This window comes from Senimuribacter intestinalis (genome assembly GCF_943192965.1).
Lineage (GTDB): Bacteria > Bacillota > Clostridia > Peptostreptococcales > Anaerovoracaceae > Senimuribacter > Senimuribacter intestinalis.
In genome coordinates this window covers 1-24,111 of record NZ_CALPCF010000019.1, presented here as the reverse complement: position 1 = coordinate 24,111, position 24,111 = coordinate 1, and the positions used below count along the sequence as shown (strand labels likewise).

Here is a 24,111-nt window from a genome sequence, read left to right as displayed (position 1 = left end):
TTAGTTTCTATCGAAATCTTCCTTCATAGCCTTTATTTTTTCTTCATCACTGAATATCTTTGCAATCTGCAGTGCAATAATTTTTGCTCCATCACGGAGTGCCTGATGAGCCCTGTCTGTCTTCATAGCTTCAGCAAACCCTCTTGTGTGAATTGGCACATTAGGTTCAGTTACCTGCAGACAAGGATGGAATCCCGGACAAACATAGCTGACATTACCTGCATCAGAAGAACCAAATATTTTTTCACTGTCTCCATTCAGTTCAAGTCCAAGCTCCTGATAGATTTCTGCCAATGCTGCGATACCTGTTGAATTTGCTTTCATATTGTCATAAGTAGCAGCCGTTGGAGTTTTGCACCAAGCTGTCTGTGTGGCTATTGCTGCACCTTCCGCACATAAATCCACCTGGTCAATTAATTTCTGAAGATACTTTTTATCCAGCGCCCGAATATAAAACTCAGCAGATACCTTTTCCGGTACAATATTCGGGGCTTCTCCTCCATTTCTAATGATTCCATGAAACTGTGCATCCGGCTTTACATGCTGTCTCAACATATCTACAGCATGAAACATCAGCTGTGCCGCATTGAACGCATTTCTGCCCTCCCAGGGAGCCGCCGAAGCATGTGCCGCTGTGCCGTGGAATTCATACAGATAAGAGGCAAGACACTGCAGTTTCGGAGCCAGCAGATTCCCATTATATAGATGTACCATGATTGCCATATCATAACCGTTAAAAGCACCTCGCTCTGCCATGGCGCATTTCGCACCGTCAGTCTCTTCAATTGGTGTTCCAATCACATGAATATCTGCATTCAGCTCATCCTGTAAATCTTTAGCTGCAAGTGCAGCTAAAACGCTGATTGAGCCACTTAAACAGTGCCCGCATGCATGACCAATTTCTGGCAGTGCGTCATATTCTGTCAAAATAGCAATCTTATACTTATGATTGTTGGCACCGTAAATCCCCTTAAACGCTGTAGGCAGCCCAGAAAATGGATACTCCGTTTCATAGCCATGAGACCGCAAAAGTTCTACAATTTTGCAGGAAGTCTCATATTCCTCTCCGGAAACCTCTGGATGATCAGCAATATCATCGTTTAAATGTACAAGTTCTGCATAATACGCTTCTATTGCCTTGAAGATTCTTTCTTTTAGTTCGATGTAATTCATCTCGCTCTCCTTCCTTTCAGATTCCTCTGAACACTGTCAATATATGTTTGATTGTATATTTGGCGTTTTCAAAAAATGCCGACTTCGGCTGTTCTTTTCCTCTATCTTCACTCCAAAATTGTGCTTCAAATTTATCCATAATCTGTTCTTTTGAAAAACCCTGATCTGCCCAATAAAGGATAAAATCTCTCTCGCTCTCTGCAGAAGCAATATACATGGAAAAATAATCCTTTGCAAAGAAGTCCGGCGTGATACCATAGTGAGGTGAAATCACTTGTTTCGGTTCGTATTTTTCACACTTTTTCGCTGCTTCTATGGTATCCTCATAGCTTTTTAAAATAGCCGTATGCATGTTGTCCGGATTGATGAAAACGCCTGTGCTTTCAGAAGCGAACATCAAGCCTTGGGGTTCCAGCACATAGGTCAAGGAACAGTCTGTATGTCCCTTTGTTTCCAGTACGTAGAAATATTCGTCATCTCCGAGGTCGATTTTATCTCCTTCGCAAAGAATCCTATCAATGCGCAAAGGCTCAACCAGCACCGATTCTGTACCCGGCGCAAAGACATCTCTGGCAGCATTTCCAAGGCGAAGCATCGTCTTTTTTGCACCATCGCTTTCAAAGACCGACTTTGCCTTTGCTGCGCCGCAAACCGTTACCTCCATCCACCTTTTTATAATATAAGGGAGCGCACCGATATGGTCATAATGAGAATGAGACACCAGTACATAATCCACAGTTTCTCTGCCTCGTGCTAAAAGCGCCTCCTCAATATTCGTGATAAGCCCCTCGTGGCAGTATGCCATACCACAGTCATATAGAACTGTTTTTTGAGGCCCAAAAATCAGAAGGCTTTCACCGCCATGACCGGATGTCACACGTACAATATTTTCCGGATAATTAAATCTGTCATGACCGGGAAATTCCACAATCTGGTCACTCTTCTTTTTCAGTATCTCCATCACTTGAAATTCCCTTCTTTCTGTGATTTTCTATGTAAACCTTGATGAAATTTATGCAGATCATCAGGATAATTAAAAATCCAATATAGCCTTCTATTGGATAAAGGTACGCAACGATGGTTTTAAATCCGCTGAGACCGCAGCCAAAGCCAATAAACGCACCGCCAATGAGAATATATTTTTTTATAGGCGTCTCCTTAATCTTAGTTGAAAAGCCATAATATGTGCTGGTTGCTGCAGAATAAATTGCAAGAAACAACACTGCACCGAATGCAATGTTAGCTGCCGGATGCAGTCTGGCAGAGTATGCCAGCATTGGCAAATCCATATTCTGCGTGAACGCCATATCCTTGCGAAGTGCCGTAATCAGAAGCACAGTCAAAAGCGCCAGCATGAAACCGCCAGCACCAGCTCCAAGAACGCCGCTCTTCTTATCTTTGGCGTTAACAGAAGAAGACGCCACAATTGGAATCATGCCTAGCATATTATATGAAATAAACAGAAATGCCGCCAAAAACCAGTTAGGCGCCATAGCACTGACCGGAAATCCACCCGTCGCGCCGCTCTGCTCTATATCTGATAAAATCACTGTAATGCACAGCACGATATCAATGGCAAAGAGCACCGGCGCAGTGTATTTGAAGATTTTAGATACTCTTTCAAAACTGCCCAGTACGGTGAATATTACCATGATGACGATAATGATACCACCCACTGCCTGATGAATGCCAAACTGCTGTGCGAGGAAAGAACCGCCGGCTGCCGACATGGACACGATAATAGTATATAAAATCGCCGCCATGAAATAACCTACAGCACCTGTCAGCTTCGGATTATCTGAAAACACGATAATACGCCCCATATCCGCAGTATCCAGCGAACGAGCGATGTATGCCACCATCATACCAATCCCCATAAACAGAATTCCTGCAATGGTTATTCCGATGTATCCCTTTGCACCAAACACACCGAAAAACTGCCAGCCTTCTCGCCCTGACGCAAAGCCTGCGCCCATGATGGTTCCTACATAAAGAGCAGCCACATTAAAAAGATTTAGCTTTTTATCTTCCATAATCTATTCCTCCGCTTTATTTTTGTTATCGCTGATTTCACCATAGGTAAAGAAAATCAGTCCAATCCAGATGATAGCAAACGCACTAAACTGAATTGTATCAAATGCCTCTTTGAAGAGGAAAATTCCTAAAATCAATGAAATGGATGGAGATATGTACTCGGTCAGCCCCACTGTAATCAGCGGCAGCTTACTTGCCGCAAAGGAAAACAGTGCCAGAGGAACTGCCGTTGCAATTCCTGCAAACATTAGCAGGATAAACTTGCCGCTTCCTGCTGTCAGCGCGCCGACTCCTGCATTCTCATAGTAGCAGACAAAGCCCAGCGCAACCGGTGCCAGAAAAATCGTCTCATAAAGGAGCGACTGCAGCGGAGCAGCGCTGACGCTCTTTTTAATTGCTGCATAAATCGCAAAGGAAAGGCCCAGACCTACTGCAATCAGAGGCACCTGCTTATATCCAATAATCATGACCAAAAGCCCGCAGACAGCAAAACATACCGATATTTTCTTCCAATTGTTAATCTTCTCTTTATAAATCACCACACCAAAAAGGCAAACCACCAGCGGTTCCAAAAAATATCCCATGCTGGTCTGAATGACCTGCCCTGCATTAACTGCCCAGATATAGATGCTCCAGTTAATCGTGATAATAATGCCCGCTATAATATAAGTCAGCAGACTTTTTTTACTCTCAAACATGGGTTTAAACACATTCTTTGGCCCATACTGAAATGCACATGCAATAAAGCATACCACCGCCATCAGTACAATTCTGTAAAAAATAATCACCCCTGATGGAATAGGTTTCAGACTGTTCCAGTAAATGGGAAGAAGTCCCCAAACAATGGCGCAGCCGATAGCGCTGGTTAAGCCGATTCTATAGTTCCTCTTGTCCATAAATTCTCCTTGCATTCTTTCTATAATCTAACATAATATTTTATCATCGAATCGTTGAATTTTCAAGAGTTTGTTCAAATGCTACATATGGTGGCGCATGGAAAGAGACTTCTATTTCGGAAACTGGTTATTTGACCGCACAGACCGTAAATTGGTATCATGCGGTCAGATTAGAGAATCCGGTTACAGCATTTCTGGCCGTAACCGGTTAGTTTTGAATCAATACGGTCAAAACTTATCATTTGTCGGCTCTATATGACGCAACGACATGTTTATTATTCAAAAATATTACAATATTTTCCAAATCTGCAGATAAGACTACCCTGAATTTCTCTCAACCAGATGAATTTTCTTTGTGCAAATCTGTTTATCATCCTTTTATGACCGTAATTAGTCTAAATGACGGGTTTGCGGTCATTTTAGGCTTCACACATTTTTTACAAATGACCGCAAAGGCTGTTTTTGGCTGCTGTGCGGTCAAATTTGTCGTTTCTAAGAGAATTCTTAGGATTTCGCATGCTTGAACAGATTCGCTTCCTTATAGCCACACAAAAAATCCCCCATCTACCAAAGTATGGGGGATTTTGATTTTGTTTAGAACAGTCCTCCAAAGAGGCCTCCGCCTCGGTTGTTGTCATTTCCACAAAACAGAAAATACAACACAACCAGTAAAATAAGTATACCCAGACCACTTCCGCTGTCGTTATTGCAGCAGCAATTGTTCTGCGGTCTCACGCAGCAGCATTCCGGCGCCGGCTCACAGCACGGTTCACACGGTTCGCAGCAGTCATTTCTGAAGTCTCCCATAAAAAACCTCCCTTATGTTTTATTTCATCATATGCGGGAAGCTTTCTATTGGTTACTGAAAGATACTAACCCTCAGCATTAGTACTTTTCACCGATTTTTCCAGAAAAGGTACTAAAAATTCGGGGTTATTTTTTACTAACGAAAAGATTTCTGGCGATAAAAGTGAAATTCAGTCATGTTTTTTAGACTTTTACGCTTTCATTTACATATAAACATCCAAAATATAGAAATTATTTCCTCAATTTCTATATTTTGAATGAAACAAATGCAGTACTTTCGTACCTTTTCGGTAAAAATCTGCGATAGGTACTAATTCTCCTCAGCAAGATCAGCGTAAGTCATCATAAATTCCTCTACTTCATAGCTGAACGCGTTTGAAAAATCATAGAGATACTCTTCTCCGTTGAGTTTTTCCAGTCTGGCGTCGGCTAGAGCATCCCGGACCGGAACAAAGGATGTTTCACCCGACGGCACTTTCCTTACCTCCACTTCACTTTCGGAGGAATACCAAAGTCTGAACCGATTAAACTCGTCCGCCAGGTTCAGCTCTGCATTGTCCTCACCCTTGCGAACAGCTTCAGAAAGTCCTACCAACACACGCTTAATATTTTCAAGCAAGTTATACAGGTCAATCTGATCTCCCGGCACATTCTCCAAAGTTTCGTAAAAATAGCTTTCACAGAGTTCCGCAAAGGTCTTCATATCCACATCAGTGATCAGTTCATAGACTGCGTCGCTATCGATGAGACCCTCGTGTTCTACAAAATCAGCAAAATTCTCAAAGTATTCAAATTCTGCGCCAGCCTCAATATCTAAAAGTGCAAATAATTCCTCTTTATCCATCGTATCCTACCTACTTTTCTTTAAATATCCAAATTCTTAAATCGAATGTTCAGTTCTTCTTTTTGCCTGCCCAGAATGTTCTGGATCATGTTGACAAAGTTTTCCGAAAGGTCGCTGGCATAAAATACATTCTCGCCTTCCCTTTCTGCAGCAAACATTTCTCTTTTTTCCAGCTCAATATGCACAGCTGTTGCCACTTCTTTGGAAGAACTGATTATGCGAAGTTCCGGATAAATCCGCTTCAGATTGTCACTAATCAGCGGATAGTGTGTACACCCCAGAACCAGACGGTTAATCTGATTCTCCCTGATAAAATCATCTAAATAATACTTGACGGTAAGGTCCATAATCTCATTGTCGATAATTCCCTCCTCAATTAGCGGCACAAAGGCAGGACAAGCCTTGGAATAAAGCTTAAGTCCCGGGTGCTTCTCATTGATCTTCTGCTCATAGGCATTGGACTTAACCGTCACTTTTGTTGCGATGATTCCAATGTGATCGTTCATATTGCACTTGTTTGCAATTACCTTTGCTGTCGGTGAAATGACGCCGATGACCGGAATATCAGGATAAGCCTTTCGCAAATCCTCAACACAGGTCGCACTCACCGTATTACAAGCAATCACAATCATCTTGACGCCCTGCTTAATCAAAAAATCTCCGATTTGCATAGTAAACTGCCTGATGGTGTCCGGCGACTTGGAGCCATAAGGCGTTCTTGCCGTATCACCAAAGAAGATAATCCTCTCTTTCGGCAGCTCGCGCATTATATGGGGAATACTGGTAAGTCCACCCAGTCCCGAATCAAAAAAACCGATTGGTCTGTTATCCATCTATACTATTCCTTTCAGTTTTGTGTTATACTACTCCTATCAGTCTTTTATTATACTACACTGGAGGTAGAAATGGGAAACAAAAAATTAAAAAACAGAAATGAAATTGATCCAAAGTATCAATGGAACATACAGGCGATGTACGCAAATGCTGCCGCATGGGAAAAGGATATCGAAGAAGTATTACAGCAAACAGCTGATTTTTCAAAGTTTCAGGGACATTTAACCGAAAGTCCCGACATGCTCCTTGATGCGTTTACAACAAAAGACGCTATCTGGCAGAAACTGGAGCGCGCTTATGTCTATGCCAGAATGAAATTGGATGAAGATAACCGTGTGTCCGCTCAGCAGGCCATGTACGACAAAGTCAGCGGTGTTATCGCAAAGGTTTCCGCTGCCATGAGTTTTATGACACCGGAGCTTTTATCCGCTTCTGAAGAAACCTTGCGCAGTTTTATCAAAGAGCTGCCCGCTCTTTCACAGTACACCTTTGTTATTGAAGATCTGATCCGTGAAAAGAAGCATGTACTTTCTAAAGAAGAAGAGAATATCTTAGCACAACTTTCTGAAGTGACTGATGCGCCGGATACAATCTTCACCATGCTGAACAATGCAGATATCAGTTTTGGTACTATCAAAGATGAGGACGGAGAGGAAGTTTCCCTCACCCACGGCAACTTTATCAGCTTTATGGAAAGTCACGATAGAAATGTGAGAAAATCTGCGTTTACCCACGTTTATGAAGCTTATAAAGGTCTTGTAAATACCATTGCTTCCGCTTACAACTACAATGTAAAAACCGATGTCATCGGTGCAAACATTCGACATTATGACTCTGCCAGAGCCGCTGCTCTTTCCGGCGGCAATATCCCGGAATCAGTTTACGATAATCTTATTACTGTCGTACATGAGTATTTACCCGTACTGCATCGCTATATCGACCTAAGAAAAAAGGTACTCGCAGTTGATGAACTGAAAATGTACGATATTTATGTGCCTCTCGTTGAAATTCCAAAGCGGAAAGTTTCTTTCGAAGAGGCCGTAAAAATCATGGAGGAAGGATTGGCACCTCTGGGAAATGCTTATATGAATCGCGTTCTTTCAGGTATTGATGCCGGCTGGATTGATGTTTACGAAAATGAAGGAAAAACCAGCGGCGCTTACAGTTTCGGATCTTATGACAGTTTTCCTTATATCCTTTTGAACTATTCAGATACCTTAAAAGATGTATTTACGCTGGTGCACGAAATGGGTCACTCCATGCACGCAAGCTACACAAGAGAAACTCAGCCTTTTACCTATGGCAGTCACTCTATCTTTACGGCAGAAGTTGCCTCCACAGTCAATGAATCCCTGCTGATGCAGCATCTTTTAAATAAAGAAACAGATCCGACCATGCGCAAATATCTTCTGAATCTGTATATCGAAGAATTTAGAACTACCCTGTTCCGTCAGACTATGTTTGCAGAATTTGAACATATGACACACAAATATGTAGAAGAAGGCGGCTCTCTAACTGCTGACTGGTTATGCGAAAACTACGAAAAGCTGAACAAGGATTACTTTGGTGCCAGCCTTTCAGAAGACGAATATATCAAATATGAATGGGCAAGAATCCCGCATTTTTATAGAAGTTTTTACGTATATCAGTATGCAACCGGATATTCCGCAGCGACCGCCATTGCAGGCAAAATCCTAAAGGAAGGCGAAACTGCAAGAGACGCCTACATTGAGTTCTTAAAGACCGGCGACAGCAATTATCCCGTAGAACTTCTCAAAATTGCTGGTGTTGATATGAGCAGTAAGGAGCCTGTAATTCTCGCCATGGAAACCTTTAAACAGCTGGTAGAAGAACTTGCAGCTCTCCTGTAAAACCTCTTGAAAAGCCATTTCAGATGTTATAGAATACTTGATATGAATAAAAAAATTTATATTTACGCCAACGACAGCGAAACATCAAAGAGAACGAAAAAGCAGTTAAAACAAAAGCTGGATAATTCCGGCTTTGTTTTACTGCCAAAATACACCGAAAAAGCGGACCTTCTGGTCTGCATCGGCGGAGACGGCACCTTCCTAGAAGCCATACATAAGTTTGACTTCCCTACTATGCCGATCATCGGCATCAATACCGGTCATCTAGGTTTTTTCCAGGAAATCATGCCCTCTATGCTGGATGATTTTATCTTCTACTATACACAAGGACGCTATTCCATTCAGCAGCTTTCTACTGTTAAAGTGCGCATCACTACAGATATCGGAACTGCTGAGCATGTGGGACTCAACGAGGTGCTCCTAAAGGGCAATTCCACCTACTCCATTCACTTAAATATTTCCATCGGCGGCAGCTTTATTGAGCGTTTTTCGGGAGACGGACTGCTGATTGCTACACCTGCCGGAAGCACCGCCTATAACTATTCTCTGGGCGGCAGCATTGTAGATCCGAGGCTGAAACTGCTTCAAGTTACACCAATTGCGCCGATGAATACCACCGCCTATCGTTCTTTTACTTCAAGCATTCTGCTGCCTTCGGATTTATCCCTTGGCGTTGTACCGGACATGAATGAGGAAAAGAATAAGCTGTGCGTAGTTTATGACGGCACCACTGCCGAATACGAAAATATCAAAGAAATCGAAGTCAGCTTCTCTGACATTCACGTCAACCTGATGCGCTTTGAAAACTACGATTTCTGGACGAAAGTAAAGAGTAAATTCCTATGAGCAAGTTTCAATATACCATCACAAAAGAAGACGAAGGCATGACCATCAAAGCCCTTCTCAGAAGCAAATTCAGCTTCTCCTCCCGCCTTTTGAGCAAGCTAAAATTCCAGCATCTTGTCTTTCTCAACGGAAAAGAAGTGGCAGGCTGGATTTCTCCTAAAGAGGGCGATGTACTATCTATTAAACTGCCGGAGGAAAAAAGCGACTTTCCTGCTGAAGATATTCCCATTTATCCTGTCTATGAAGACGATGACCTGCTCGTCATCAACAAGCAGCCGGGCATTATCGTCCACCCCACCAAGGGACATCCTTATCACACCATCGCCAACGGTCTGATGAAATACATGGAGGATACCAATCAGTCCTTTAAAATCCGCTTCGTAAACCGGCTCGACATGGACACCACCGGTCTTTTAATCGTGGCAAAAAACTCCCATGCCCAGGACGATGTGGTAAAGCAGATGAAAGCTAATACTACTGAAAAACGCTACATCGCACTGGTCGCAGGTATTATTGCCGAAGATAGCTTTACCATCGACCTTCCTATCGGCAGACCAGACCCTGAGGATGTAAGGCGAAAAGTCATGGAGGAAGGCGGATACCCTTCCGTGACCCACGTAAAAGTCCTAGCCCGCTACGAAGGAAAAACCCTGGGCAGCGGACTTGCCGCCTACCAGGGCTATAAAGACAGCATTATGGAAGATGAAAAAGTCACAGAACCAGCATTTAAACCGGGTGATCTGATTACCGTAAATGGCGATTTAATTACAGTAACCGAGCTTCCTGCCGGATTTACGCTGGTAGAGCTGCTCCTTCAAACCGGCAGAACCCATCAGATTCGCGTACATATGTCCCATCTGGGTCACCCTCTCATCGGCGACCATCTCTACGGCGGCTACAACCCTTCCCTTTTAGATAGACAGGCACTGCACGCCTATATGCTGAGATTTTCTCACCCAGTGACAGGAGAGCCCCTTGAAATCAAAGCGCCGCTCCCTGCGGACATGGAAAAACTCATCGAAAAAATCAAAGAAGCCTGAGACCTTTTATTCACCGGATAAAAGGTCTTTTGGCGATATCCGTCTAATTCTTAGGGACAGAATACAGGTTACTGCGAAAACAAACAGAACCAGAAGTGCGCCGCAGACTGTAATAAATCCTATTGGCACTGTAAAGGTGCATTTTACTATCCCAATTCCCTGTAAGAACAAAGCTGTCAGCGGATTGATAATTAAAGCACTGATGATAAGCCCTACTGCTGCAGATAAAATCACAACAGGCATAAAGCTGAGCGCCGTCTGCAAGATCAGTTGCCATGTTGTAAATCCTAAGGCTTTCATAATACCATAATCTTTCTTTTTTCTATTGAGCATAATCCGAACTAGCAGGTACAATACGAATACCGTAATCAGAAAGCTCAATGCTAGAATTGCAATGACAATTATCTTCATCAACGAAACATAGACCTTCGAACCGCCTATAACAGCTGAAGCCACATTAATGGTGGTATTAACCTGCGTGCCGAAGGCTTCACTGATTTCTTCGTGAAACTCATCGATATCCACGCCTTCTGCCACATCAATATAAAAGCTAAGATTCTGTAAATCAGCCATTCTTTCATAGCCAGATCTCGTCAAAAGACAGTCCTTGCCCAAATTATTGGAAATCTGCGTCAGCCCGCAGATGAGATATACCGCCTCTTTACCACCGGCACTCAGCGTAATCTCATCACCTATTTCCAAATCTTTTTCCCCAGCATACTTGCCAGCAAGCGCCACCTCATTATCATACTTTGGAAATCTTCCGTCAAACACCACATTCTGATTATTTACATCGTTAAAATCGTCACAGCAGGTCATCATAAGAGCGACCCCGTCTTTATGGCGAACCTCCTCGCTGTGATAAAGATACACCTTCTCCACCTTCTCATCTTCTGCAAGACGCTGTAAAAAAGCATCTTCTGCGCTATGGTCGATGCTGATACAGGAATCCGCTGTTTCTCCTACGATTAGATTAATAAATGGCTCCATATTGACAATCATATTTTCTCGCATGAGTCCTGAGAATACGATAAACAAAGACAATACTAACACCGTAATTGCAGTCACAATATTTTGCTTTCGCTGTGACAGCCCTGCCTTCAGTCCGAGAGCAGCTGTTAGTGAAAAACGAGTCCTTTCCAGAGGAATGTAGCTCTTTGCAAAACTGTGAGTCCGTATCCCCTGACGCAGCGCTGTAATCGGCTCCAAATTCTCAATTCTCCGTGCAGAAAGCCACACAACCAGCGATACGATCAGAGTTAGCAGGCAAATCGTAATTACATATGGCATAGACAGAAAATGCATTTTATACGGTATGCCAGTCTGCGATATCATCATGTTGTTTATCATCGGAAAAATCCCGTAGGCAGCAGCTGCACCAAGACAAGATACAGGCAGCGCTACACCAGAAAACTGCAGGAGGAGCGATTCAACAAGCTGTCTGCTGGTATATCCCATGGCTTTCAGTGCACCCAGATTATGCATGTTTTCCTGTATATAATTGATTACATTAGAGGAGATCACTACCAGCGCAATCAGTGCAATAAAACAAGCCATAGCACTGACAATACTGGTACAAATCATCTGGGAAATATAGCGCGAAGATGTAACAAGCTCATAGGAATTGCTCACAATATAAAGGTCCGGGTATGCAGAAGATACTGCATTTTTCAAAACTGCCTCAAATTCCTGACTCTGCTCTTTATCCTTAATCCGAACAGACACCATCATAGTTTCTGCAGCGATTCCTTTATCCTTCAAAGCGTCATACCGGTCTTTGGTGAAGAGAACTGCCGTAATCACACAATTGTGAGAGCCTGCCATAACACTGTTGATAAATCCGCAGACAGGATAGTTTTCTACCGTATTTCCGATGGTGAAGTCTACGGTGCCGCCTGCTGTAATTCTGCCGTCCGTACCATAAAGCATGGGTAGATAGATCCCACTGCTACAATCTTCTTCCACAATTTCCACCTTTCCGATAGAACGGGACAGCGCGGTTTCCTTCTCTAAGATTAGCAGATTAGAATTAATCTCACCATCTCCATAGGGAAAAGAGCCTATCATCATATAGGCATCACTAAAGCTGTAATCTTCTGTCAGCACATTTGCAGTCAGTTCTTCTTCTATCGTCTTGCGAACCTCTGGGCTGCAGCTGCCAACTGCTAAGATGACATGCTCGGCATTAAGTTCTTCATGATATCTGTTAAAGTTTTCCTTATAATCCATAGAAAGCATGAGTCCCAGATTCAGCATAACAGAAGCAAGAAGCACAAGCGCAACGATAGCAGCAGTTTGCCCCTTTGCTCTGCGCAGATTGGCAGCTGCAATCAGAAAAAGTCTCTTCACGGCTACCACCCCATCTCTTCCAGAAATGCTGCAAGTTTTTCATGACGAGACTTATCGTCATGGACATAATGACCAAGATTGCACTCGCCCAAAATCATACCATCCTTTAAATAGAGGATTCGATTTCCTCTTCTGGCTGAACGCATATCGTGAGTCACCATCACAATGCTCTGTCCCTTTTCATGAAAGGATGTCAACAGATCTAGCACCGCAAGACCGGTCTTTGAATTTAGCGCCCCTGTAGGCTCGTCTGCAAAAAGGATCTCCGGCGTATTAATCAGCGCCCTGACAATGCCAACCCGCTGAGCCTCACCGCCTGAAAGCTGGGAAGGAAATTTATGCAGCATTTCCTCAGAAATTTCAACAAGCTCGCATAAAGCTTTTGCTCTTTCAACCAGCTCCCGTTTCTTCTGGTTCACAAGAAGACCTGCAGAAAGAATATTATCCATCACTGTCATGCCTTCAATGAGGTGGATCTGTTGAAACACAAAGCCGCAGTGTTTTCGTCTGAACACAGCAAGCTGATCCTGATTCAAATGAGAGATATCCTCATCGCCAAAGGTGATTTTTCCAAGGGTCGGCGTGTCCATGCCCGACAGTGCATACAGAAGCGTCGATTTACCTGCGCCGCTGGCACCCATAATTACAGTAAAATCTCCTTCGTAAAGGTTCAGGTCGATATTTTTAAGAACGTGCTGCAAAGTTCCTCCATTAGAAAAGGACTTGCTCAAATTCTCTGTCTCCAGCAGTATATTTTTCATCATAAAACCTCCATTTCAGCTTCTATTCTACCGCTGCAGCTGCTTAACAGTCTTTAGCAAATCCTTAAATAATCCTTAAATCTTCGCTTGCACTTAGCGCAATCTCCACGATGACCTTAAGGCCTTGTGCGCCGTTTGCTAACTTCAGACTTCCGCCCATTTCCTGCATAATATAATCCGCAATATAAAGGCCCAGTCCTGCGCCGGAATGCTCGCCCGCATTACTGCCCCGCTTAAACTTCTGCTTTAGCGTCTGCAGTTCCTCTTCCGCAACCCCGCCGCCACAGTCTTCTATGACTATATGTAAATGCTTATGAACAATCTCTGCGGAGGTTTTTATTTGCGTATCTGCGTATTTATATGCGTTGACAAAGATATTATCAAAAACCTGCTGCAGCCGCAGTAAATCCGCGTAAATCAAGCATTCTGGAATCTTTGGAACTTCGGTGCGGTGCAGATAATCAGCGCTAGTCAAAAGACCAAAAACCGCTCCGCTTTCTACATCTGCCGGCGTAACAGAAAGCTGCACAAGTTCTTCTAACGTAGCCGTCAAGAGATTATTTGTCAAAGCCGTAATCTGGTCAGCTTTTTCAACAATTCTTAGATAATTCTCTCTCGTTTTTTCATCAGCGGCAAGGGCGGCGCCGACCTCCCCTGCTGCTTTGATACTGGCTACTGGGGTCTTGATATCATGGGAAAGCTCAGCGACCAACTCCTTTTTGCTGCGGTTTGCCAGAGCCTCCGCTTCCCTTGCCTTTTTCAGCTCCGCTCTCATCATATCAAAGGCTTCTGTAAAAGCACCAAAGATATTTCTTCTGTCCATTTCCAGCGGTATATCCAGGTTACCCTTCGCCACTTGCTTTGCAAAGTCACTCAGTTTCGCAAAAGGTTTTATCACCACTTTTGTAAGATAAGCAAAATACACAAGACAAATTAGAAGCTGTAGGAAAATCACTGCAGAAAGAGCCCAGATTAAACGCTGCTGATAGCTTTGAAAAACTTCTTCAGATGTATTTTTGATAATCACCTTTCCCAGAGAGACCCCGTCTATTTCCACATCAAGTATGGTATCGCCGTGAACGATAGCTTTATGTATTGTATCGCTTTCTCCATGTTCTGTCCGAAACAGCACGTTACCTTCTGTATCAATGACTGTATAGTCCATCCCTTCAGCCTGCTGATGATGAGACAAATCCGTCCAGTCCTCCTCCACAGACTGCAGTACACGATTGACTGCCACGCTATCCTTAGAAAAATCTTTGCTGGAGCCTGCCGCAAAGAAAAGAATGCCCAACTCCACTACAAAACAGATAATGAGAGAAATAACAAATGCTCTATTTTTCATTGATTTCCCCCACAAATTTGTAACCTTCGCCCCAGACCGTCAAAATATATTTAGGATTTGCAGAATCTCTTTCAATTGCAGCTCTAATCTTTCTGATATGCACATTGAGGGTACCGTCTCCTGTGAATTTGTCTTCCCAAACATTTTCAAAAATCTCTTGTTTAGACACTGTGCCGCTGCTCTCCATCAAATAGGTTAAAAGCTTAAATTCCATAGCAGTAAGCTTTACAGGCTCGCCGCCTGCAAAAACCTCACGGGCAGTAAAATCAACACGAAGATAACCATCGTCGTAGCAAGTATTTTGCGCTCTGCCGTAACGCTTCAGCACCACCTTCACCTTCGCCAGAAGTACGCCAAGAGAATAAGGTTTCTGTATATAGTCATCACCGCCGATGGAAAGTGCCGCAATTTTATCATCGTCGCTGCTTCTTGCAGAAATAAACAGGATCGGAATATCCGTCGTCTCCCGCAGCTCTTTACACAAAGAAAAACCGCTGCACTCACCAAGATTGATATCTAAAAGAAGCAAATCAATTGTATGTTCACTTAAAAATGCCAAACATTCAGCGCCGCTGTACACCGCTTCTGTTTTCACATCGAAGAGATTGAAGTACTCCGCCGTGCTGTCCGCCAACATTTTTTCATCGTCTACGATTAAGCAATTGTAATGCATGTCCTACCACCTTTTTCTCTATTGAATGCTCTTATTATAACCGCTTGGAAAAAGAATAGCAAGAAGGCACTTGCCTTTGGTCCCTCTGACCCTGGCAAGTGCCTTTTCATCTACTTCAAAATCTCTGCTACAGTGTCTTCCACCAGCTGATCGATTTTCTCAAAATCCATATTTCTAATATACATCTTCTCTACAAGATCGTGGGTCTCCTTGGCTCTTGCCAGCGCATCCATGGCCTCCTGAATCAAAGAAGCGTACAGTTTTGAGAGTTTCCCGATGATACCTGCGTTCTTTTCAGCGAAGTAAGTGCTCTGATAATCGCTGATATCCACCATAGTGATTTCTTTCAATGTGCCTTCTTCCCCGGTGATTTCCCAAGGCTCCAGATCGTGCCACTTGTTTGTGGTGATGAATGCAAGACCCAGCTCAGGCACCAGCAGATGTTCCAGTTTATAGGCAGGATCCATCGGACAGTAGAAGCTTTCCACGTCGAAGCCGCGGTACACAGCACCATCCTGCAACACGTTCATAAAGCTTGTATTGCTGTAGCCCTCCGGTACGTTAATCAGGTAGATTTTCTTGGACTGCTGCAGCAGGGTTTTCAGATAGGAAATACTGCCCTCCCATGTGAGACCCGTTGCAAAGAATTTTTTTACTGCACCAGACTTAAAAGAAATATCATATTTCTGATATTCCTGACCGATGATATCTGCAGCCAACTTGTAAATCTCAGAAACCTCAATTCCGTCATCGTAGATGGTTGCCATGCTATCGTAAATTTTCTTTGCTGCCGCCAGATAATTATAAGCGATTTTGTACCATCCGGAGCATTCTTCGTTATAGCGGATGATGTCCTCCTTGCAGTCTGCGATTTTCTTGTCGTTCCAGAATTCTCCGAAGTTAATGATGTAATCAACAGCTCCCGGCGTAATGGGATCTATAACATGAGGGCTGGTACCGTCCACAAAAGCGATTTTTCTATCTGGCAGAATGATTCCGTCCAGGGAATTATCGTCTGCAGAGCAATGCAGAAAATCTACACTTTCCCCCGCTTCCGAAAGTCTTTTGCCCACCTTCTTTAAAAAAGTAGATTTTCCTGTGCCGGGACCGCCTTTAATGCAAACGATACGGCTTGCCTCACGCTGTCCAAGAATGTATCCGTAGTAAGAGAAAAATCCCTCTGGCGTATTATTGCCAGGGAAATAGTGACGTATGATAGACAATGTAATTCCTCCAATCTATTTCTGATTCTCTATCATATGAAGGAACCCTTGTCACTTGTTCCAACTGAAAAAGCGCCTTCCTAAGAAAGCGCTCTTTATAATCATTATTAGAAGTAATAGCTATCTTCCGGCGAAGGCTCTGACTTTGCAACCAGATGACCACTGGCTAAATCGTAAAATACCACTCGTGTGACGTAAAGATATGTCAGCATAAAGAAAACTGGAATAGAATATACCAAATCAATAATTTCGCCAACTATGCCAGGAATTATTGGCATAAATGCGCTCGGAATTGCGGCCAGAATTGCCCAGCCGATAAAGGACAGCATCAGGCAGAAAAACTTGCCCTTGTTGCCATTCATCATACGTTTGCTCTCCTCGATACATTCCATAACGCCCTTGTCTGGATGATCAGCAAGAACATAGAATGCCTGACTGTAACGAATTGCCGCAATAATTCCTGGAACTACCAAAAGCAACGCCCACAGGGCAATGAAGATATTCTGTACGACAAACAGGCAAAAAGCCTTTGGAAAGTTCTCAAATCCATTGAAAATGCCTGCTGGATTGCTTTCCTTTCTGCGGAAAAATCCAATCATAAAACTGCAAAGTCCCAGCTCAAAGGCGCCGGTCAGCACTAGATTATACAGTCTGGCTACATAAGAAAGACTAATGGATTGTTCAAAAAACGTATTATAGTAATTGTAGGATGCAAAAGGCATTAGATAGCCTAAAATAACCGGAATTGTCATTGTCATTACATAGTACAAAAACACACCGATTGCCACCTGAGGCCAGCAGCCTTTCAGAGAGCTGCGCGCAATAGCACGAATTTCAGAACTGGTTTCTCTTACAATAATATTGTACATATAAAAACTCCTTATTTTAAACTCGATAAAAATATTATATAATATCTGTAGAATAAATACAATTGAAATCGGAGAATTCCTATGGAAAAAACCTTAATTATTACTTCACACCTTGAACACACAGATAGTCTGACCCTTGATTTTTCTGAGTTTAATAAGATTATCTGTGCCGACGGCGGCCTGCTTATTGCCCAAAAACTGGGGCTTTCTCCTGACTTTCTCATCGGCGACTACGATTCCATGAACGTACCTTCCGGCGATGTCATCAAGCTTCCCATGGAAAAGGATATGACCGATAGCGAAGCTGCCATTGATCTGGCAGTTTCCAAAGGTTATAAAGATATTACCCTCCTCGGCGGGCTTGGAGGCCGCTTTGACCATACCATGGGCAATATCGGCATGCTTGCAAAATTTTGCGGCACAACCATTCGTCTTAGCCTTATTGATGGACAAAATTACCTCTTTATGGTTGCGCCCGGCACTTACACGGTTCCAAAAAACGCCTATACCTATCTGGGTATTATCAGCTACGGAGACGATGCAAAAAATGTCACCCTCCGCGGTGTCAAATATCCACTAACGAATCACCACCTGACGAATAAAACCACTTTAGGTGTTAGCAATGAAATTATCTGTGATTCTGCTACAGTTTCTTTTACGGACGGCATGCTTCTCATTATTCTGTCCAAAGACCTGTAAAATTAACCATTGACAAAATGGAAAAATCGCACTATCCTTATTATTGTATTCGCTAGGGGAGCTTTTGCTGAGAATGACTGTCAGCCTGCGGGCGCAGCCAGACCCTCAACACCTGATGCAGTTAGTACTGCCGTAGGGAAGCATTGATTATATCACATATGCCAGGTTCAGTTCCCCTCCAATCATTTACAAGATGGAGGTATTTTTATGTTCAAAAACATGCAGGGATTCTTTGAATCCACCATTGGTCACGTCGTCATCATCGCCGTGATTGTCGTATTTTTTGCTTTAATTCTAATTCCGTCCAAGGAAGAACGGGAAAACAAATCACAAAAGCCTGATGCAAAGGCACTGACGATTTCCGCCCTGCTCGCTGCGCTGGCACTGGGGCTTGGACAGCTGAAACTCTTTGAAATGCCATTTGGCGGAACGGTTACGGTATTTTCCATGCTTCCCCTCGCCCTCTGCGGCTATTTTCTGGGGACCCGCCGAGGCGTCATCTGTGGCTTTGTCGTGGGACTTTTGAATCTGCTGTTCAGCCCTTACGTCATTCACCCCGTGCAGCTTCTTGTGGATTATCCCTTCGCTTTTGGCGCTCTGGGACTTGCCGGCGTATTTAAGGATAAGAAAAACGGTCTTGCAAAAGGCTACGTGCTGGGACTCTTCGTGCGTTATATCTGTGCAGCCCTCTCCGGCATTGTCTTCTTCGGCAGCTATGCACCTGAAGGATTTAACGCGGTTACTTGGTCTTTATGGTATAATTTCACCTATCTTGCCGCTGAAGGAATCCTGACATTGATAATTATTTCACTTTCTCCTGTGAAGAACGCTTTTGAAGGGTTGAAAAAGAGCTTATAAAGTGTTATATTATTAACAAGGACTATTTTTCTATATATGTAAGAAGGAGAAAAAACATGTACGAGAACATCAAATACGAAATAAAAGAAAATATTGCTTACGTTACCATTAACAGACCGAAAGCAATGAACGCGCTGAACATGGATGTACTTACTGAGCTTTATGACGCTTTCACCAAAATTGAAACAGATAAAGACGTTCTGGCAGTTATTTTAACTGGCGAAGGCAAAGCCTTTGTTGCAGGCGCTGATATTGCGCAGATGCACCAGCTCACTGCCTTGGAAGGTCGCCAGATGATGATTATGGGTCACAAAGTAATGAACCTGATTGAAAACATCGAAAAGCCTGTAATCGCTGCAGTCAACGGATTTGCTCTCGGCGGTGGCTGCGAACTCGCCATGGCATGTGACATCAGAATCGCCTCAGAAAAAGCCAAATTCGGTCAGCCGGAAGTTGGTCTTGGCATTATTCCGGGATTTGGTGGCACCCAAAGACTTGCTAGACTGGTCGGCAAAGGCATGGCAAAATACCTGATTATGACCGCTGAAATGATTCCTGCTTCTGAAGCGTATAGAATCGGTTTGGTTGAGAAAATCTCCGCACCTGAGGAATTAATTGCAGAAGCCGAAAAAGTTGCTAAAACCATCGCTTCTAAGGCTCCTATCGCTATCGCAACTGCTAAAACCGCTATCAACAACGGTTACGATATGGATATGAAATCCGCAAGCAAATTTGAAATCGAAACCTTCACCGCTGCCTTTGGCTCCGAAGACAAGACAGAAGGCATGGCTGCTTTCCTGGAAAAGAGAGCACCGGAATTTAAGAATAAATAAATTTCGCAAGAAGATAAAAAGTGCACCAATAGCCTAAATTTCAGGTCTAATGGTGCACTTTTTAACACCTACCAGCAAAATCATCGTGCAAATTCCGCTGACCGCAAGTGGCAGATAAAAACTCATGCTTCTTGAGAGCAACATAGCACCCGGCAGCAGCCCTCCTGTAAATAGAGTTTGAAACAGGATAGAAAATGCCCCTTCGCTGACTCCCATAGCGCCCGGCAGCGGCAGTGCAGATACAGAAGCAAAAAGCACCGCCTGCAAGAAAATCACAGTTACAGCCGAATATCCTGACAAGCCTAAGCTTAAATAAATCCAGTAAGGAATGCTGTACATGGCTATCATCTGTACAACTGTCGTTACCAGGGTCTTAACAAAAATGTTTTTATTCTGCTTTAAGAAAACCGCACTCCTTTGATATTCCTGCAGCGCGCTGGTCAGGGTTTCTTCCAGACGTGCTCCCCTTTCCTCACTGCATTTCTTTGCAAACTTTACAAATAAACTAACTATCTTTTCATCCACCTGTCCACAAAAAATTGCACAGATCAGTACTATCATCGCAACCGCATTGAGGCCAACTCCAAAAAACAGCAATACCTTCATATCCCCCATGGACGCCGAAATTGTATCCTGCACAGCAAAAAAACCAAATACAGCTAACGCAATGGTTACAATCTGATAGCTGAGCAGTTCAAAGAGCAGCGCCAGCGTTCCATGGGACAGATTTACGCCGTCCCTGTGCATAAAATAAAGCTGCAGCGGCTGTCCACCGGAAGCAGACGGCGTCACAGAACTTCCAAAGAATCCGCAAACAGCATATTTGATGCCGCAAAGCACAGACCTGTTCTTTTCAAAAAGCTGCAGACAACGTCCAATGTTCAGTCCCTCTCCGAGAAGAAAAATCCCCATAGCACAGATCGCCAGCAATAGATACTTTATATCTGCCCCTGATACAGCTGACAAAATCTGTGACGGCTGTGTTTCCCGAAAGATACTGTAAAAAGTCAGCAATAATAGTATCAGAAATAAGCCGCCGTTTTTGCATAATTTTATAAAGCTAATGTTCATGTCTATACTTCTCATCTATGGTTTCAAATCTGTACCCTTCTTCCAGCCAAAGGGGAATGGTTTTCTTTAACGTCTCAATCATGCGAAGAGGTGCATCGTTTTGTACTGCTCCATCGCCTCTGCCGTCATGGAGACAGATAGTACTCCCCGGCGATGCGTGCTTTAGCAGCCGGTACTGCATTTGTTCTTCATCAGAGTCTTCCTCCCAGTCACCGACCATCACGTCCCAAAGAACCTTTTGCAGACCGTGATTTTTTATCTGCTGCAAGGTAGACCAGTTGACGTGTCCCCAAGGCGGTCTGTAGTATTTTACGTCAATGCCCAAATCCTCCATGATTTCCAGGCTCTTCTTAAAATCCCAGCGGGTATAAGATGGTGTCTGTATCATTGCACTTTTATGCTCCAGAGAATGGATTCCCACAGTGTGCCCTTCCTGTGCCATTCGCAAGACGAGATCAGAATTATCCTCCGCAAATTTTCCTACTACAAAGAAAGTCGCTTTTATTTCATACCCTGCTAGCAACTCCAGCAGCTCTTCTGTATACACAGAATGCGGACCATCATCGAAAGTCAAATAAAGCACCTTTTCTGGTATTGCCAGGGACTGAATTGCATCTTCTGCATTCTGCTTAAGCCTCTGTTGCACTTTTCCAAGCTGCGACGGTATATAACTGTAGCCCGCCGCAATTCCCATTCCTAGCAATGTCGTTATTAATAATTTCTTTTTCATGCAATCAACCCTTTACTAAATCCTTTTCCTATTTCCTGCATATTTTTCTTCATTGTCTCCAGCAGTCTGTCATGTCTGAGCAGCTGTAAAATATCTTCTGCTTCATCGGCATAGGTGTCCCATAAAACCCTGCCAATGTTATGATCTTCAATATACTTAGCATTGCCAAACTCCTGTTCAAGAAATGGTTTTATAATATAAAGAGGTGTCTTTGTCGCAATTGCTTCAAAGGTCGTAATACCGCCTGCCTTCGTAATAATCAAATCTGCCTGCTGCATATAACGGTTAACTTCTTGTGTATACCCAATGACTTCAATTGCTGGGAATTTTTTCTCAAGTTCCCGCTTCAGTTTCTCGTTTTTTCCTGTGATTACGGTCACTTTTACATCACGGCACTTTGACAGCTTTTCCAGGAAATCTTCAGAAGACGGTATAAGCCCCAGACCTCCGCCCATAATGAGCACCTCTTTCTTGCCGGTATCCTGTTTTTCGTACTCTTGATAAAAACATTGTCTTACCGGTATTCCAGTAATTTCAATCTTCTCTTCGCTGACCCCTTTAGAAAGCAACGCATTTTTCGTCGATATATCCCCAACAAAGTACTTGTCTGTTTTCGGTGCAATCCACTCCTCATGCGCAGTAATGTCTGTAATATAGGTATAAAGCGGTATACTGCACTGTCTCATTTTCTTGTAAGAGGAAATATACTGGGAACATACAGGAAATGCTACCACGATAGCATCCGCATTATGTTCCTCTATGAGTCTGTCAATTTTTCTGGTAAAAGTCAGCTTCAGCGGCACCCCACTATTCTTTCCTGCTGCCTTATTCATCGCATTATAAAGTCCCGAGCAACGGCTTACCATAAAATTAAACCCCTGATAAATCGTTTTACTGAGTACAGGAAACATATAGTCGATAAAATCAATCGTCGTTACCTTTGCATCTCTGTTTTCTTGTAAAATCTGTTCTTTGATTGCTTCGGCAGCTTTAACATGCCCCATGCCGAATCGTCCTGTCAAAATTAGAATGTTCATATCTTCTACCTCTTTTGATTTATGATACTACCATAGTACAACATAAATCTTAACTGCCAATGAATAGGAAATTAAGATTCATTAATGTTTTTATTACGAAATTCTTACATTGGAAAAAAATTGGGTTTACTAAGTAAATCAGATAGATTACAATAGAACAAGACGAATTTTTACAATGAGGCGATAAAAAACGTATGAACAATAAAAAACAATATTTAAAAGGTTTAAAAGATGGTACCCCTATCGCACTTGGTTACTTTGCGGTAGGTTTTACACTGGGAATTGCAGCAAAATCAATGGGCATCAATGCTTTTCAGGCTGGTCTGATGTCTTTTCTGATGCACGCTTCTGCAGGTGAATTTGCAGTATTAACAGTCATTGCAGGTCAGTCAGGCTATATTGCCATGATTATCACGCAGCTGGTTATTAATATCCGATATTTTCTCATGTCCTGCAGCATGTCACAGAAGATTAATCCGAACACTTCCCTGCCCAAAAGGCTGCTGCTGTCCTATTTTGTAACAGACGAAATTTTCGGTATTTCTGCATCAATCAAGGGAGAACTGAATCCATATTATCCTCTAGGTGCTGCCACAGTTGCTTCTCCAGGCTGGGTACTTGGAACTATTCTCGGCGCTCTGGTCGGCAATATCCTGCCTGTCAGTCTTGCAAGCGCACTCAGCGTAGCGCTTTATGGTATGTTCCTGGCAGTGGTGATTCCAGCCTCAAAAAACGACAAAGCCATCGCATTGGTAGTTTTGGCTTCCATGGCAGGAAGCTGTGCTTTTACCTTTCTGCCGGTTCTATCAGAGATTTCTTCCGGCACCAGAATTATCATTCTCACCCTGGTGATTGCAGCAGCCGCGGCAATCATCAAGCCGGTCAACACTACTGAGGAGGTGCAGTCATGAACTTCGAACAGAATACATATATCTATCTTTTGGTTGCGGCTGCTACCATTTATGCAATCCGCGCCCTGCCGCTCACGCTGATCCAAAAAGAGATTACCAACACCTTTATCAGATCTTTCTTATACTATGTGCCGTATGTGACACTGGCTGTCATGGCGTTTCCAGCTATCATCACGGCAACCAGCAGCTTAATTTCAGGGATGGTCGCCTTTGCCGTTGCCGTTATCGTAGCGTGGTTTTCCGGCAATCTCTTCACGGTTGCTCTGGCATCCTGTGCAGCAGTGTATCTGGTGGAACTTTTCTTATAAAAAAGCCCCGGCATTTCCTATGCAATGGCATTAAGTTAAGAAAATCTCACATCACAGAAAATGTGGTGTGGGATTTTTTTGAGAATAAGTATTGACATA

General features: G+C 43.3%; 24 protein-coding genes and 1 riboswitch. Of the genes, 8 read left to right on the top strand and 16 right to left on the bottom strand.

Annotated elements, in window-relative coordinates; all coding sequences use genetic code 11:
- From NFR88_RS13415 to murI, 7 genes are all read right to left on the bottom strand, one after another.
- Window positions 1–1,173 (bottom strand): M20 family metallopeptidase, encoded by a 1,173-nt coding sequence (locus tag NFR88_RS13415; protein WP_160202641.1) that lies wholly within the window; start codon window positions 1,171–1,173, stop codon window positions 1–3.
- Between the two features lie 16 nt (window positions 1,174–1,189).
- Window positions 1,190–2,134: an MBL fold metallo-hydrolase gene (locus tag NFR88_RS13410; RefSeq protein ID WP_161908527.1), complete on the bottom strand. Its 945-nt coding sequence runs from the start codon at window positions 2,132–2,134 to the stop codon at window positions 1,190–1,192.
- A complete protein-coding gene (locus tag NFR88_RS13405) occupies window positions 2,109–3,206 on the bottom strand; it encodes a YkvI family membrane protein (protein ID WP_251616683.1) in 1,098 nt (365 codons plus the stop codon). The genes NFR88_RS13410 and NFR88_RS13405 overlap by 26 nt, the downstream gene beginning before the upstream one ends.
- 3 nt (window positions 3,207–3,209) lie before the next feature.
- On the bottom strand, window positions 3,210–4,103 hold the full coding sequence (gene rarD, locus NFR88_RS13400; RefSeq protein ID WP_251616682.1) for an EamA family transporter RarD: 894 nt from the start codon (window positions 4,101–4,103) through the stop codon (window positions 3,210–3,212).
- 594 nt (window positions 4,104–4,697) lie between these two features.
- The gene (locus NFR88_RS13395; RefSeq protein ID WP_160202645.1) at window positions 4,698–4,910 is read right to left on the bottom strand and encodes a hypothetical protein; all 213 of its coding nucleotides are present in this window, start codon (window positions 4,908–4,910) and stop codon (window positions 4,698–4,700) included.
- A gap of 310 nt (window positions 4,911–5,220) precedes the next feature.
- Entirely contained in the window at window positions 5,221–5,754 is a 534-nt protein-coding gene (locus tag NFR88_RS13390; protein WP_251616675.1) for a hypothetical protein, read from the bottom strand.
- Window positions 5,755–5,774: 20 nt separating this feature from the next.
- Window positions 5,775–6,587 carry a glutamate racemase gene (murI, locus tag NFR88_RS13385; protein ID WP_160202647.1) on the bottom strand — a complete coding sequence of 271 codons (813 nt, stop codon included), beginning with the start codon at window positions 6,585–6,587 and terminating at the stop codon, window positions 5,775–5,777.
- 72 nt (window positions 6,588–6,659) lie between these two features.
- On the opposite strand from murI, the gene pepF reads away from it, so the two are divergent.
- The 3 genes from pepF to NFR88_RS13370 are packed head-to-tail and all read left to right on the top strand — an operon-like array spanning window position 6,660 to window position 10,345.
- On the top strand, window positions 6,660–8,459 hold the full coding sequence (pepF, locus tag NFR88_RS13380) for an oligoendopeptidase F (RefSeq protein ID WP_251616672.1): 1,800 nt from the start codon (window positions 6,660–6,662) through the stop codon (window positions 8,457–8,459).
- Between the two features lie 42 nt (window positions 8,460–8,501).
- Entirely contained in the window at window positions 8,502–9,305 is an 804-nt protein-coding gene (locus NFR88_RS13375; RefSeq protein ID WP_160202649.1) for an NAD(+)/NADH kinase, read from the top strand.
- Window positions 9,302–10,345 carry an RluA family pseudouridine synthase gene (locus tag NFR88_RS13370; protein ID WP_160202650.1) on the top strand — a complete coding sequence of 348 codons (1,044 nt, stop codon included), beginning with the start codon at window positions 9,302–9,304 and terminating at the stop codon, window positions 10,343–10,345. The genes NFR88_RS13375 and NFR88_RS13370 overlap by 4 nt, the downstream gene beginning before the upstream one ends.
- Window positions 10,346–10,351: 6 nt before the next feature.
- Here the strand turns inward: NFR88_RS13370 and NFR88_RS13365 are convergent, their stop codons facing one another.
- From NFR88_RS13365 to NFR88_RS13340, 6 genes are all read right to left on the bottom strand, one after another.
- Window positions 10,352–12,694 (bottom strand): ABC transporter permease, encoded by a 2,343-nt coding sequence (locus tag NFR88_RS13365; protein WP_251616670.1) that lies wholly within the window; start codon window positions 12,692–12,694, stop codon window positions 10,352–10,354.
- A 2-nt stretch (window positions 12,695–12,696) separates the two neighbouring features.
- Window positions 12,697–13,458, bottom strand: coding sequence for an ABC transporter ATP-binding protein (locus NFR88_RS13360; RefSeq protein ID WP_371874477.1), 762 nt, complete (start codon window positions 13,456–13,458; stop codon window positions 12,697–12,699).
- A 61-nt stretch (window positions 13,459–13,519) separates the two neighbouring features.
- Window positions 13,520–14,800 carry a HAMP domain-containing sensor histidine kinase gene (locus NFR88_RS13355; protein ID WP_251616669.1) on the bottom strand — a complete coding sequence of 427 codons (1,281 nt, stop codon included), beginning with the start codon at window positions 14,798–14,800 and terminating at the stop codon, window positions 13,520–13,522.
- The gene (locus NFR88_RS13350) at window positions 14,790–15,473 is read right to left on the bottom strand and encodes a response regulator transcription factor (protein WP_251616667.1); all 684 of its coding nucleotides are present in this window, start codon (window positions 15,471–15,473) and stop codon (window positions 14,790–14,792) included. Before NFR88_RS13350 ends, NFR88_RS13355 begins: the two co-directional genes overlap by 11 nt.
- Before the next feature lie 110 nt (window positions 15,474–15,583).
- A complete protein-coding gene (locus NFR88_RS13345; RefSeq protein ID WP_160202654.1) occupies window positions 15,584–16,696 on the bottom strand; it encodes an ATPase in 1,113 nt (370 codons plus the stop codon).
- A 107-nt stretch (window positions 16,697–16,803) separates the two neighbouring features.
- Complete coding sequence (locus NFR88_RS13340) at window positions 16,804–17,565, bottom strand: DUF975 family protein (RefSeq protein WP_161907499.1); 762 nt, start codon at window positions 17,563–17,565, stop codon at window positions 16,804–16,806.
- A gap of 81 nt (window positions 17,566–17,646) precedes the next feature.
- Between NFR88_RS13340 and NFR88_RS13335 the strand changes: the two genes are divergently transcribed.
- The 3 genes from NFR88_RS13335 (at window position 17,647) to NFR88_RS13325 (ending at window position 19,955) form a co-directional block, all read left to right on the top strand.
- Window positions 17,647–18,264 carry a thiamine diphosphokinase gene (locus NFR88_RS13335; protein ID WP_161907500.1) on the top strand — a complete coding sequence of 206 codons (618 nt, stop codon included), beginning with the start codon at window positions 17,647–17,649 and terminating at the stop codon, window positions 18,262–18,264.
- A 44-nt stretch (window positions 18,265–18,308) separates the two neighbouring features.
- Window positions 18,309–18,420: riboswitch (TPP riboswitch) on the top strand.
- A 51-nt stretch (window positions 18,421–18,471) separates the two neighbouring features.
- A complete protein-coding gene (gene thiT, locus NFR88_RS13330) occupies window positions 18,472–19,122 on the top strand; it encodes an energy-coupled thiamine transporter ThiT (RefSeq protein WP_161907501.1) in 651 nt (216 codons plus the stop codon).
- A 56-nt stretch (window positions 19,123–19,178) separates the two neighbouring features.
- Window positions 19,179–19,955 (top strand): enoyl-CoA hydratase-related protein, encoded by a 777-nt coding sequence (locus NFR88_RS13325; RefSeq protein WP_160202658.1) that lies wholly within the window; start codon window positions 19,179–19,181, stop codon window positions 19,953–19,955.
- A gap of 33 nt (window positions 19,956–19,988) precedes the next feature.
- Here NFR88_RS13325 and NFR88_RS13320 read toward each other — a convergent pair whose 3' ends face one another.
- Genes NFR88_RS13320 through NFR88_RS13310 form a run of 3 tightly spaced genes read right to left on the bottom strand, consistent with a single transcriptional unit; the run spans window position 19,989 to window position 22,793 of the window.
- Window positions 19,989–21,041, bottom strand: coding sequence for a lysylphosphatidylglycerol synthase transmembrane domain-containing protein (locus tag NFR88_RS13320; protein WP_251616664.1), 1,053 nt, complete (start codon window positions 21,039–21,041; stop codon window positions 19,989–19,991).
- Window positions 21,016–21,756 (bottom strand): polysaccharide deacetylase family protein, encoded by a 741-nt coding sequence (locus NFR88_RS13315; protein ID WP_251616661.1) that lies wholly within the window; start codon window positions 21,754–21,756, stop codon window positions 21,016–21,018. Before NFR88_RS13315 ends, NFR88_RS13320 begins: the two co-directional genes overlap by 26 nt.
- Window positions 21,753–22,793, bottom strand: coding sequence for an MGDG synthase family glycosyltransferase (locus NFR88_RS13310; RefSeq protein WP_251616658.1), 1,041 nt, complete (start codon window positions 22,791–22,793; stop codon window positions 21,753–21,755). Before NFR88_RS13310 ends, NFR88_RS13315 begins: the two co-directional genes overlap by 4 nt.
- Window positions 22,794–22,987: 194 nt before the next feature.
- Between NFR88_RS13310 and NFR88_RS13305 the strand changes: the two genes are divergently transcribed.
- Window positions 22,988–23,704, top strand: coding sequence for an AzlC family ABC transporter permease (locus NFR88_RS13305; protein WP_160202661.1), 717 nt, complete (start codon window positions 22,988–22,990; stop codon window positions 23,702–23,704).
- Window positions 23,701–24,012 carry an AzlD domain-containing protein gene (locus tag NFR88_RS13300; protein WP_160202662.1) on the top strand — a complete coding sequence of 104 codons (312 nt, stop codon included), beginning with the start codon at window positions 23,701–23,703 and terminating at the stop codon, window positions 24,010–24,012. The genes NFR88_RS13305 and NFR88_RS13300 overlap by 4 nt, the downstream gene beginning before the upstream one ends.
- Window positions 24,013–24,111: the final 99 nt, after the last annotated feature.